Consider the following 13,639-nt stretch of genomic DNA (forward strand, 5'->3'; position numbering starts at 1 on the left):
AGCTCCTATCTGAACGATAAACATGCAGGCTGGAAGACAATAGCTCAAATAAGGGGAACCCGGTGTTTAAACCATATTCCGACATTGCCAATTTGGCACCACAGATCGTATGGCAGTTCTTTGACCAAATCTGTGCCATTCCACACCCGTCAAAACATGAAGAAGCGTTAGCCACCTTCATTATTGACTGGGCAAAGTCTCAAAATCTGGCCGTACGCCGCGATGAAACGGGCAATGTCTTCATCAAAAAGCCCGCCACACCAGGTATGGAAAACCGTAAGCCCGTGGTGCTGCAGGCGCACATTGACATGGTGCCGCAGAAGAACGACGACACAGATCATGACTTTACCAAGGATCCTATTCGTCCTTATATCGACGGTGAGTGGGTAACGGCCGAGGGCACTACACTGGGTGCCGACAATGGTATGGGAATGGCGTCTTGCCTTGCGGTGCTGGCGTCCTCGGATCTCCCTCATGGCCCACTGGAAGTGCTACTAACCGTAGATGAAGAAGCCGGTATGTCTGGCGCATTTGGCCTGCAAGCCGGCTGGCTGGAAGGCGAGATCCTGCTTAATACCGACTCAGAGCAGGAAGGTGAAATCTACATGGGCTGTGCCGGAGGTGTAGATGCCAGCATGACACTCAAACTGGAACGTCAACCTGTCACAGAAGGCCATCAGCTGCTCGAGATCAGCTTAAAAGGTCTTAAAGGTGGCCACTCAGGCGTTGATATCCATACCGGTCGTGGTAACGCCAATAAATTACTGGCACGCGCGTTGAAATATCACCTCACTGATGTGGACTTCAGCCTGATGGCCTTTAAAGGCGGCTCACTGCGTAACGCCATTCCGCGTGAAGCTTATGCCACGATTGCTATTGCGCCTGGACAGCGTGGCCTGCTTGAGCAACGCCTGAGCGACTTCCAGGCGGTGCTGAGCAATGAACTGGGTGCTATTGAAACCAGCCTCGCCTTTGCGGTCAGTGATACTGACAGTGCGTTTGATGCGTTGTCAGCGCCGGCTCAGGATACTTTGCTGGCTCTGCTTAATGCCTGCCCGAATGGCGTTGTCCGTATGAGTGATGATATTCAGGGTGTGGTAGAGACATCTCTGAATCTGGGTGTGATCAACACAGACGCAGACAAAGTGGAAATACTTTGCCTGATCCGCTCTTTGATTGATTCGGGTCGTACCGATGTAGAGGGCACGCTGAGTTCACTGGCTGCACTGGCTGGGGCCGAAATCGCATTCTCTGGTGCCTACCCTGGCTGGAAACCCGATCCAGACTCGGCTTTGGTGCATATTTTCCGCGATATGTACGAGGGCATTTATGGTAACAAACCAGACATCATGGTGATCCACGCTGGACTGGAATGTGGCCTGTTTAAAGAACCCTATCCTGACATGGACATGATCTCGTTCGGCCCGACGATCAAGTTCCCGCACTCACCGGATGAGAAAGTGCACATTGAGTCGGTCGGACTTTACTGGCAGCAAATGCAGGCCTTACTGCAAAATATTCCTGAACGCGATTAATATCGTAGACAGAGTCAATCAGGCACCTCAGGGTGCCTGATTTTATTGCGCCTGGGCTGCGCAAAAAGTTACTCCTGACAAGATACAGAGGCATGTGTATCACCTGTAGGCTTGATACTTATGTCACTGAAAGACAAGCTCATATTACCAGAGGCTGAAAGTTCAAATGGCATCACCATTTGATCAAATGCCACCCCTTGTCTGGCAAAACATTGCAAATCAATCGTCAGTGTTTGCCACTGCTGAGCAGTCAGGCCCTGTAATTCAGCCGTGATATCGACATCAGAGCGGCAACTTCCCGGCTTATCCCCGTCACTTTCACAGTGCATGCCAATAAACGTTTTGTCTGCAACCGCATTGCCGCGCTTTATTGTCATACTGAGCACGCCCGCAGATGCCTGATAACGGGCTAAATCCTCTCTGAAGCCGTTGCCACTGACAAACTGCACACCCGCTGTCGGGCCTTGCCAGTCGACTCTGAAAGCATCTTCCTGGATAGCCTTATCGATGGTTCGAAAACTCAGGCCGTCCAGTGCCATACTACTGGCACTGACAGCAAGGTTTTGCTGGCCCGAGAATAGTCGCATCTGCCACGGCTGCTGTGTTTTGCCATTGAATATCTCATACACGTCTGAGGTGTTGAGCGCAGTATCAACTTGCTCCGGCAAGGTATTACTCAGCACCGAAGGTTCGCCATAACTCAAACCAAACCCATAGGGTAACAAAGGCGCATAGTCCTTATCACCACGGTTAACCGGTTTACTCGGATGTACTGGCCAGGAAAATGACAGGCGACCGCTAAAGTCATACTGTATTTCACCCTTGCCGTTTCTCAGTAACACATCGGCAACGGCCTCACCCTGAGAGCCCGGCAGCCAGGCTGCCACAAAGGCATCACTGGCATTAAGTTCAGGATTAATCCACATAGGTCTGCCACTGATAAACACCGACACCACAGGAATGCCTTGCGCCCTGAGTGACTTCAACAGGGCCAGGTCGCGTTTATTACCATGCTGATAAATCAGCGTTTCGCGGTCGCCATGCCCTTCGGCATAGGGCTCCTCACCAAATACCACAATGGCTACATCCGGTTTGGTGTCAAACTCACCGTTTTCGCTTAGTTCAACCTCTCCCCCCGCCTGTTTTATCTGGTTTGCCAGTCCATCGAAAATCGACTGGCCACCCGGAAAATCGCTGTTCTGATTATTGGTGCCCTGCCAGGTAATGGTCCAGCCCCCCGATTGCTTGCCAATATTGTTCGCCGCGTCACCGGCAATCAAAATGCGCTGATTGGGGGCCAGCGGCAACAGCTGCTGATTATTTTTAAGCAGTACCAGGGACTCCCGCACAGCCTGACGGGCGATGTCGCGATGTGCCTCGTGGCCAATTAACTGCGTATTGTTAGCATGCGGGCGATGTGCCGGGCTGGGTTTATCGAACAATCCTGCACGGAATTTTACCCGCAGAATACGACTTACCGCATCGTCGATACGCGCCATGGGAATAACCCCCGCTTTGACCTGAGCGATGGTGTTTTCCAGCAAAGGTTTCCAGGCATCGGTTGGGACCATATACACATCCAGACCAGCATTGACGGCCTGCGGACAATTGTCATTCTGGCAACCGGGGATCTGACCATGGCCATTCCAGTCACCCACCACAAAACCATCGAATCCCATTGTGTTTTTCAGCACGTCGGTCAGCAGGTAGCGATGGCCGTGGATCTTCTCACCCTGCCAGCTGTTGAATGACGCCATCACGGATTGTGCGCCCGCCGTCAGACCGCCCACATAACCCTGAGCATGGATATCAAACAGCGCTTGTTCAGCGTCGATATTATTGCCCTGATCGTCGCCCTTAACTGTGCCGCCATCGCCAAGGAAATGTTTCACGGTGCTTATCACCCGATCATAACCCAGGAAATCCTCATCAGCATGACCCTGCAAGCCGTGTACTATGGCTGCGGCATAGGCTTTTACGATTTCGGGGTCTTCCGAATACCCTTCATAGGTGCGTCCCCAGCGATCATCACGTACCGTGGCAACCGTCGGCGCAAAGACCCAGTCAATGCCCGTAGCCATCACTTCTTTCGCCGTTACCTGGGCAATTTGTTCAATCAGTTCAGGATTATTCGCAGCCCCCAGGCCGATATTATGAGGAAATAACGTGGCACCGATCACATTGTTGTGACCATGCACCGCATCGGTGCCCCACATAGTCGGAATGTTGATGCCATCCAGCGAGTCATCCACAGAGGCCTGATACATGGCTTCAGCGAGGTCAACCCAGTCTTTAACACTGGCATGTTTGTTATTGCCCGGAAATGCCCCGCCACCATTGAGGTAAGAGCCAAATCCGTAGCGGCGCATATCCTCCACCGTAATATCACGAATTTCTGGCTGGATCATCTGAGCCACCTTCTGCTCTAACGTCATCTTACTGAGCAAAGCCGCTACCTGACGCTCAATGTGGGGATCTTTGGCCACTTCAGACTGGATTGTGGGCCAGATTTCAATCCCCTTGCTCACTGCCCCAGGTTCAGACTGGCTGCTACATGCGCTAAGCACAGCGACGGCCAATACACTCAGTGACATTTTAATTGTTTTTTTCTTCACTTTATTTCTCCGTGGATAGCAAAGCAGGTCGGTGTCCCTTAAGGCCAAAGTAACCGATAAACAGGTAACACACTGCTGGAAGCAGGAAAGACAGTTGCACACCAGAGATATCTGCCATCATACCCTGAAGCAGCGGCACGATGGCGCCACCCACAATGGCCAGGCACAATACACCTGCACCATGGCTGGCGCTGTCGCCCAACTTCTCAATGGCGAGGCTGAAAATGGTGGGGAACATAATTGAATTAAACAAACCCACAGCAAGCACAGACCACATTGCCACAGGGCCTTCGGTCACTACTGCCAGACACAACAACACAATCACCATGAGTGCGTTGAATGCCAGCACTTTGCCTGCTGCAATTTTTTGCATGACCAGTGCACCGACAAAACGCCCAACCATGGCGCCGCCCCAGTAATAGGCAATGAGTTGCGCTGCCTGCGCTTCGTTTAATCCGGCAATGCGCGGATCATGTAAAAAGTTCACCAGGAAGCTGCCAATCGCAACCTCAGCACCGACATATAAGAAAATCGCCACAGCACCCAGTTTGAGATGTCTGTATTGCAGGGCCTTTTTCAGCGAAGGCGCGCCCTGCGGCTCTGCCCCCAATGACGGTAGCCTGATAAAGGCAAATACGATGGCCAACGCGGCCAGTGCGCCTGCAATCATCAGATAAGGAAATTGCACCGCTGAGGCATCGGCATGTGCCGGTTCGCTACTGCCGGAGAAAATTAGCCAGGCACCAAAAAAGGGCGCAACCGTTGTCCCCAGTGAATTAAATGCCTGCGTCATTGTCAGTCGTGACGAGGCGGTTTTAGCCGGGCCCAGCGCACTGACAAACGGGTTAGCAGAAACCTGTAACACGGTAATGCCCGAAGCCAGTACAAATAAGGCGCCCAAAAACAAGCCATATACCCCCAGTTCAGCAGCGGGATAAAACAACAGGCAACCTGCACTGGCCACACTCAGACCTGTGATAATGCCCTTTTTAAATCCAATCCTGCCCACCAATATGCCTGCCGGGATGGAGACGATAAAATAGGCGCCAAAGAAGCAAAACTGCACCAGCATGGCCTGAGTATAAGTTAGGGAAAAAGCCCCTTTCAGATAGGGAATTAAGATGTCGTTTAAGCAGGTGATAAAGCCCCACATAAAAAACAAAGTGGTCAGCGTGAATAAGGCAAATCTATGCCCGTTACCCGGCTGCGCCTCATGCTGGGTATCCAGCATCACAGATGAACTAGCCATAATGAATTTCCAACAAAAAATAGGACAAGCGGGCTCTGGCATCGCGCCGGGCGACGACCAGAGCTTACTCAGAATTAATTAAACGTGTAGCGAAAGCCCAGCGCATAGCGCGGCCCGTATTGGCGGGCGAACAGGAACTGGCGTTCATAACGGCCAAAACCCTGCTCGGTTTCATCATTGAGGTTCACGCCTTCGAAGAATACCGTCAGCTGCTGCGTCAAGTCGTAGTTAATGCTCATGTCCCACTGGCCAAAGGCCCTGGCAAACTGTGGCGGGTTATCCGAGGACCCCTGATCCTGGCCAACCCCTATCAAATACTCATCGCGCCAGGCGTAAGTCAGTTTCACCGACAAGCCGTCCAGCTCATAAAACACCTGGAAGTTGGCAGAATCACTCAGTCCGGTCAGCGGAGTTTGCTGCTTAAGGCTGGACACATCAAACTCCACATCCCCATTCACAAAGGTGGCGTTGACACCAACACCGAAGCCGGTCTCGCCAATCAGATGCTGCACAGCAACCTCAATACCATCTACCGACTTGGTGTCCGGGGCATTAAACGGTCGGGTAAAATCCCACACAATCAACGGATCTTCGGCGTTTGGTGTGATATACCCCTGCTCATTGAGTGTTGCGCCATTGGCCTGCATTTGTGCAAAAATGGCATCATTGGTGGCCTGCTCGCCACGGCTTTCGATGTCGGCAACCGCTTGTAACCATCTGGGCCCCTGATAAATATCGTGAAAACCATCTACGGTGGTCGAATTCACCTGACTTCCGATGAAGTTTTTCACCGACTTATCAAAGTATCCAATGGCTGCATAGCTGCCCTCGCTGTAGTAGTACTCCAGGCTGAGGTCAAAGTTGGTCGACTCGAACGGTTGCAAGTTGGTATTACCTTCGCTGGCATTGCGCGAACCGATTTTAGGGCTATTGGTAAGACTTCGGCCACCGACCAGGTCGCCAAGCGGCGCACGGGAAATGGTTTTACCCCAGGACAGTCGGGCAACCAGCTCATCGGTAACATCCACGCGTAAGTCCACCATAGGTAACACCACGTCGTGCTCACCTTCAAGGGTAAAGAAGGCATCTCCGTCAGGTACATATTGGGTATGCCATTCACTGCCGCCTTTCCACCATACGGCCGTAGGCGTTGGCTGGAAAGTACTGCTGGTCACATCCGTTTGTTCGTAGCGGACACCGGCGTTTATCTGTACCGGATAGCTCGCAACCTCGAACTCCCAGAAGCTCGACAGATAGATACTGCTGGTTTCTTCTGTCACGCTGTCACGCGACAGAGTGCCCATGTCGTGATATGCCGTAGTCGCAAAATAATCTTTGCCGCCGAGTAATTCATTGGTCAAAAAGGCTTCAGAGCGGGCGGCAACCTCATCAAAGTCAAAGGTGTAGTAATAATGTGGCTGCAGCGCACTGCCACCGCCGTCAAATGCATTTAAAAAATCACTGGTGTCATGTTGAGTAAACATGCCGTCGGGGAACAACTCCGGCCAGGCAGGATTAAACAAGAAACCTCCAATCAAGCCACTCCAGGCGTTGGAGCCACTCATTTCCTGCTCTGTACGTGCCACACCAAACTTGATATTCACCAGTCCCCAACGGTCACTGAGGTTTTCCCATACGCCATCAAGCTGTAACTGCTCAACGGTCGCTTTACCGGGTGAATGTACAAACTGGCTAAAATGAGAGTCAATTTCACTGGCTGCCAGCTCGTTGGTGCCGTTTTTCCACAAAATCTCAGCATGGGGAATTTCGCCGCTGCGATAGTCATAGCGTTTGGTTGTTAACTGATCCGACCCAAGCACCAAAGTGCCTTCACTGCCAAGACCAACGTCTGCGCCATTATCGGTTTCGCTTTGCGAATCGTGATAATCCAAAGTGAGGCTCAGCGCATCGCTGGCCTGCCACTGAACATTAAAGCCAATGGAGCGCTCTTTGACTTCGGTCGTCGAACGTGAGGCACTGAAAGAGCCATCGTTACCGCTGATATCGGCATAAACCACAGTGCCGTTTTCATCCAGCTCATAGCCATTAATGTTGCCACCGTAGTCGTTCCACATCCCCCATGAAATGCCATTTTTACCGGTTATGGATTTGGTCCCGGTATAGTCCAGGGTCATCACCAGAAAGTCACTGGGCGCATACTGAAAGACCACCTGACCATTGGTTCTTTCGCGCTGCAAATCGCTTATCTGATAATTCATATCCCGTGGGAAGAAGTAATCCCCAGCTGGCACCCCTTGCTCATTCAGCGGGCGATTGTCGATAACGTTACCGGCCTCCAGGTTGGTGGGTAAATCCACATTTGCCTGCCAACCCTGAATGTTGGCACTTTGCTGCTGAAAGTCCCGCCGATGGTGATTGATGTTAAAACCAAACCCGATGGTTTCATCCAAGAATGCATTGGAATATAAAGCAGAGACCTCTGGCGTGATGTCGTCACCCGCCACATTGGAGGAGTCATGAATGGCCTTGGCAGAAAAGGACATTTTCTCGGCGCCACTGTCGAGCGGGCGGGCTGTGACGATATTGACCGTGGCACCCAGGCCACCGGTTGGGTTATCTGCGCGCGCTGTTTTATAGACTTCCAGCGCCGTTACCCCGTCGGATGACAAGTTTTCAAAATTATAGGAACGACTGTTTCCCGTTCCCGGCATTTGTCTGCCATTGAGCGTGACCAAGTTAAAGTCGGGGCCGAAGCCACGCACGGTGATCTGACTGCCTTCACCATTACTGCGACTCACTGCCACACCGGTAATACGCTGCAAAGACTCCGCCAGGTTGGTGTCGGGAAACTTACCCATTTCTTCTGCTGAAATCGCATCCACCACGCCAGACATATCCCGTTTGACGTTCATAGAGCGGATCAAACTGCCCTTGATCCCACGTACCTCGATAACCTCCGGCGTTTCTTCAGCAACCTGCGACGCAGCTTCCTCAGCTTGTACCATAGAAGTACCAAGTACCGCACCGATCAGAATCGCGACATGTGAGAGTTTATAATTTACTGTATTCATAATGACCTGCTTGAATAATTTTCGCTGTCTGGGCGTGGCAATGCCACGCCATCGGTTTGGTTTTATTGCGCTGCTACCATCACATTATCGAGCCGATATACAGCTCCTTCACCCTGCCCCCAGGCTGGGTAAATCATGATGATGTCAATGCCGCTGATATTCACCCCACCATCTTGCAGTGTCTGAAGTGGGAAAGTATAGGTCTGCCACTGGCCAACCTGAGGCGCCACCGCCTCCAGACTGTCGGTCAGATTAAGCTCCAGTGCAAAACTGGCATCCAGCGCTTCTATCTTAAACTTCCAGGGCGCACTGCTATCATTGGGCGCAGTCACAACCTTGAGATCAAACTGCACTGCACCTTTTTCAAGATAAGCAGACGCATCCAGATAGTGGCCATCTTCAGCAAACAAGCCCATTACCGTAGGCTCCCCGCCTACTTTAAATTCAGCCACCATGCCCTGAGTCATATCATCGTTTTCAAGTGTAGGGGTTGAACCACCACAACAGTCCCACAGCGACCATTTGGCTGCCACATCGTCGGCAAATAACACTTCCCCCGCAAAATCATCGGCCTGATTCGGGTCGTAAATTTTCACGTTATCTATGCGGTATATTGCACCTGCGCCCTGGCCCCAGCTGGGAAAAACCATTAAGACGTCAATTGCACTGATGTCCAGACCAGTTGCAACCAACTCGGTTAACTTAAACGTGTATGTTTGCCACTTGCCAACCTCAGGTACGGCTTGCTGGATACTGGTATCTAAAGTCAGCTCGGCTGCACTTTGCGCGCCCACCGATTCCGCTTTAAAAAACCAGGCTGCGCTGGCATCTTGTGGTGCACTGACCACCTTCATGTCAAACTCAATCACGCCGTTAGAGAGGATAGAAGACGCATCGAATGGCGCAGCTGTGACGCCTTCAGCCGTAATAAACTCTTGTCTGGAAATAAAACCCATCACGGTTGCCACGTCACCGATTTTAAACTCTGCCACATTGCCATGGGCATCATCGTCTGGCTCAACCGTAGGGACGGTTCCACCACAGCAATCCCACATTGGCCAGGCCGGATTTTCGCTCTCTTCAAACACTGTCAAAGCGGTGGTTTTGCCTGGTGTCACAATCGCAACATCTGCGACACGATAAATTGCGCCTTCGCCACTGCCCCACGCCGGGAAAATAAGCAATGCATCAATACTACTGATGTCCAGCCCCTGCTCAGCCAATGTCTGAAGCGAGAACGTAAAGGTTTGCCATTGCCCAACCTCTGGCATGGCCCCTTCTGAGCTTTCAGACAAGGTCAGTTCAACCGCTTTCTCTGCGTTTGCGCTTTCTATTTTTAACATCCATGGCGCGTCTGTATTCGCAGGCGCAGAAGTCACTTTCAAATCGAAACGCACAACGCCTGACTCAATCAACGAAGAGGCATCGAACGGGCTGGGGCTGCCTCCCGCGTCCGACGCCATCGGATCACGCGAGATAAACCCATTGACCGTGGGCTCATTGCCCACGCTGAACTCGATGACTGTACCTGCTTCGTCGTCTTCCACCAGCGCTGGTACGCTGCCACCACAGCAGTCCCACGCAGGCCAGTCTTTATTGAGCTCACCGTCAAAGATTTGCAGGCTATCACCTGAGGTTGCAGGAGGGGCTGGGCTGGGTGCTTTGCCTTCAACCAGCGCATCCTCTAAGGAATCCCACCCGTTGCGAATAGTGTCGCAGCCTTTGCCGGTTTGCGGGTTTTGCTGACACTGATAGACCCGTACATAATCCACCTCAAAGGTCTGTCCATTGGCAAAAGCGTCTGCATTTACGCCCGTCTCATTGACGGCTTCCGGCCAGTTACCACCTACTGCAAGATTCAGGATCAGATAGAAATTTTGATCAAACGGCGCGCTGTCCCAGTGCGTTACCAGCTCACCGCTGCCCTGATCATGATACTCGGCAAACCAGCCCCGATGTTTAAGGCTGAAGACATTGCCTTCACTGTCGTATAGAGGTTCGGACTGGCGTTGTGTTGCGTACAGGTAATCATCCACGTACCAGCGTATTTCACCTTCCTGCCACTCTAGAGCATAGGTATGGAAATCATCGGCCGGATTAGCGCCGCCCGGCAGGCTATATGCTTTACCAGAATGCACATTGTCCGGCCAGTCTTTGCCATAATGTAAAGTGCCGTAGACCTGAGCCTCGGGTGCGCCATCCGCCCCTTGTGCTTTTAAATTGACCGCTTCAACAATGTCTATTTCACCAGAGTTAGGCCAGCCACCATAAACTTCGTCCGTTGGCAGCATCCAAAATGCCGGCCAGCTGCCCTGCCCGCTTGGCAGTTTTGCCCGCATCTCAAATCGGCCATATTTAAAATCCGCTTTGTGTTTAGTAATCAAACGCGCCGATGTGTAGGGCTTTTCGGCGCCGTCCTGCGCGCTCAGTGCGACAATTTTCAATGTCCCGTCACTAACATATGAGTTAGCCGGGTCATCGGTATAGCATTGGCGCTCTTCATTGCCACCACCCTGGCAGTTCACTTCGTGCGTCCAGTTTTGGCTATTAATTTGTGACTCGTCAAACTCGTCCTGCCAGACAAGCTGCCAGTCACTGACCGGCGCCGCGGGATCTGTTTTGCTCAGATCGGTGCGCGTTTTAGCATCGCCGCCACAGCCGGTTAAACCAGCCAGTGTAAGCAGGACACTCACTGCGGTGAGGGATTTTGCAACTTTTATCATAATGTGTGTTCCAACTAATCGTTCCGATTGTTGCGCAGCACAGACGTATTCTTTTCACAGTCTGGCACAAGGCCGCTGTTGTTGTTATGTGCGCGCTGCCATATAGGAATGCTAGCAACCTGCACTGTCCGTACTACCGGGAATGAGCAGCGAACCAGATGACCGGTTCGGACTGCGCCTGAGGGTATCCTGTAAAATTAACTGAAATGTTACAATGGAAACGCGCCATCACGGGCAACTGCTGCGACACAAGAATGTGGGCCACAATAGTGCACGACAAGACGATACAAAAATAGGATGAAAGGTTAGCCTTATGTTTTCCTTGGCTTTTGGAAGGTATCGGGTACAAATATATTGCACCAAAACTTGTAGTCGTTGCACCAGAAGAGGTAATACTTCTGGCTGCCGACTGATATTTCTTGTTTGTAGTAACGCGAATCAGCTAGCTCAGTGTTTTCTTTTTGGCAACAAATTGCTGTAATGCCTGACTATAATTGCGACTGACTTTGAGCTCCACCTGTCCTTTAAGCGTCACCAGGCTCTCGTTATTTCGCATAGGTTTAATCGCAGTGACATAACTTAAGTTAACTATGGTCGACTTATGGATCCGGGCAAACAGGCTGTCATCCAGCAACGTCTGTAGTTTTTTCATGGTAATACGCAGGACATGGGTTTCTGACTCAGTGTGCACACACATGTAATCACCAGCAGCATCAATCCAGCGAATGGTATCCATGGGCACCAATACCTGTTCATTATCGCTGTTTTTAATGATCAACTCTCTGTCCTGCTTAGCAGGTAATGGGCGGTCTGTTTCCAGCCAGGACTCTAGCTCAGTTACCGCAAGGCCAGACGTTTGCGTGAGTGCCTGAAGTAACCGGTATTTTTCCTGCTCGGCCTGATGAGGCTGGCGGCGCTCCAGGATCCGAGTCACTGTTTTTTGTAACCGGCCGAGGTTTGCGGGTTTCAGGACATAATCAATGGCATTAAGCTCAAAGGCGTCTAATGCATAATCGCTGTAGGCACTGACAAATACCACCATGGGCAGTACATCTGCCTGTATAGCCTGCACCACTTCAATGCCACTGAGCCCAGGCAGTTGCAGGTCAAGAAATAACACGTCGGGGCATAACTCATGACACAAGCGGATCGCGTCATCGCCATTTTCGGCCTGACCAATGACTTCGACTTCCGGGATCTTGGCCAGTCTCAGACTCAATCCCTCCAGCGCGAGAGGTTCATCATCAACAATGAGGGCTGTGAGTGGCTTTGTCATAATTAGTCAACCTCGTACGGCAGCACCAAGGTCACCGTATTTCCCCCGGCTGCATTTTCATTCAAAGATATGGTGAAATTCCCGCTGTACATAACGTCCAGTCTGGATTTGGCATTGTTCAGCCCGATGCCAAACCCCTTTACTGCCAGGCCATTATTGCCGGTCCCGCTGTCTGAAATTTCGATAACGAGTTGCTGCGCTCGCCGCTTGGCCGAGATGCTCACTTCTCCTCCCTGTTTACTGGGCTCAATGGCATACTTGATGGCATTTTCAACCACAGGCTGACATAGCATATTCGGTACCAATGCCCTCAATGCCTCAGGGTCGAGTGTATAGCGCACTGACAAACGTGCACCAAAGCGCACTTTTTCTATCGCCAGATACAGCTCGATGAGCTGAATTTCCTCTTGCAAAGAGATCCGGCTGTCCTCGGTGGCTTCAAGCGAGTGGCGGAAAAAATCACAGAGCTTGTCGAGCATTTCTGACGCCGCGTCGTTATCTTCTTTGAGGATCAAAGTTGAAATGGCATTCATGGTGTTAAACATAAAATGCGGATTAAGCTGATAACGCAGCATTTGTAACTGTGCATCTTTTGCCTGTGTTTGGGCTCTTAGCAAGCGTTCGTGCTCTTTTTGCAATCGGCTGTTATAGAGCATGATAAAAAATATCGATGTCCAGACAAACATCGTGGTCAGTGAAAACAACAACCAGCCGCCAAACTCCAGCATGTTCCAGGCCTGATCCCAGCGCTGGTCGTGTACTATAACCTTATAGCTGGCGAGCTTGATGATGTTATAAATCAGGCCCAGCAAAGCCGCGGAAAGAAAACTGATAACGAGCGTGCGCTGCAATGGCTGATGAATGATCCTGCGGATAAACAACCACTGTATAAGAGACAATGCAAAGCCGCTGAGACTCTCAACTGCGAGATTGATCACCTGTCCGGTGAGATTAAACCCGGGCGAGTCAAACTGCGGCTGAATGATTGCCAGAAACACCACAGCGGCATAACCAAGCCAGCCAGCAATTTGTAAGCTCCAGAATTGTTTAGACAAATGAGGTAGTGCAGAAGACTCTGGCTCAAGCGGTGCCAGTTCAGCTTGTTGCGGTGTAAATACAGACAAAACAGTACTCAGAATCAGGCTCTATCCTGCGACACTCTAAAACTTTTTAAAAATTTAGCAAGCTAGCCTGAGCGCATTTCCCCGT

General features: G+C 51.3%; 7 protein-coding genes. 1 reads left to right on the plus strand and 6 read right to left on the minus strand.

Annotated features, from left to right (window positions below):
* Positions 1 to 62: 62 nt before the first annotated feature.
* Positions 63 to 1,535, plus strand: coding sequence for an aminoacyl-histidine dipeptidase (locus tag MHN33_RS03560; protein ID WP_239395494.1), 1,473 nt, complete (start codon positions 63 to 65; stop codon positions 1,533 to 1,535).
* A gap of 68 nt (positions 1,536 to 1,603) precedes the next feature.
* On the opposite strand, the gene MHN33_RS03565 is transcribed toward MHN33_RS03560, so the two are convergent.
* From MHN33_RS03565 to MHN33_RS03590, 6 genes are all read right to left on the minus strand, one after another.
* Positions 1,604 to 4,150, minus strand: a complete 2,547-nt coding sequence (locus tag MHN33_RS03565; protein ID WP_343224806.1) for an exo 1,3/1,4-beta-D-glucan glucohydrolase — start codon at positions 4,148 to 4,150, stop codon at positions 1,604 to 1,606.
* Position 4,151: 1 nt separating this feature from the next.
* Positions 4,152 to 5,399, minus strand: a complete 1,248-nt coding sequence (locus MHN33_RS03570) for a sugar MFS transporter (protein ID WP_239395496.1) — start codon at positions 5,397 to 5,399, stop codon at positions 4,152 to 4,154.
* A gap of 74 nt (positions 5,400 to 5,473) precedes the next feature.
* Positions 5,474 to 8,431, minus strand: coding sequence for a TonB-dependent receptor (locus MHN33_RS03575; RefSeq protein WP_239395498.1), 2,958 nt, complete (start codon positions 8,429 to 8,431; stop codon positions 5,474 to 5,476).
* Positions 8,432 to 8,493: 62 nt separating this feature from the next.
* Complete coding sequence (locus MHN33_RS03580; RefSeq protein ID WP_239395500.1) at positions 8,494 to 11,154, minus strand: glycoside hydrolase family 16 protein; 2,661 nt, start codon at positions 11,152 to 11,154, stop codon at positions 8,494 to 8,496.
* A gap of 442 nt (positions 11,155 to 11,596) precedes the next feature.
* Complete coding sequence (locus MHN33_RS03585) at positions 11,597 to 12,430, minus strand: LytTR family DNA-binding domain-containing protein (protein ID WP_239395502.1); 834 nt, start codon at positions 12,428 to 12,430, stop codon at positions 11,597 to 11,599.
* Between the two features lie 2 nt (positions 12,431 to 12,432).
* The gene (locus tag MHN33_RS03590) at positions 12,433 to 13,554 is read right to left on the minus strand and encodes a histidine kinase (protein ID WP_239395504.1); all 1,122 of its coding nucleotides are present in this window, start codon (positions 13,552 to 13,554) and stop codon (positions 12,433 to 12,435) included.
* Positions 13,555 to 13,639: the final 85 nt, after the last annotated feature.

Origin of the sequence: Pseudoalteromonas sp. OOF1S-7 (genome assembly GCF_022347765.1) — a bacterium.
Lineage (GTDB): Bacteria > Pseudomonadota > Gammaproteobacteria > Enterobacterales > Alteromonadaceae > Pseudoalteromonas.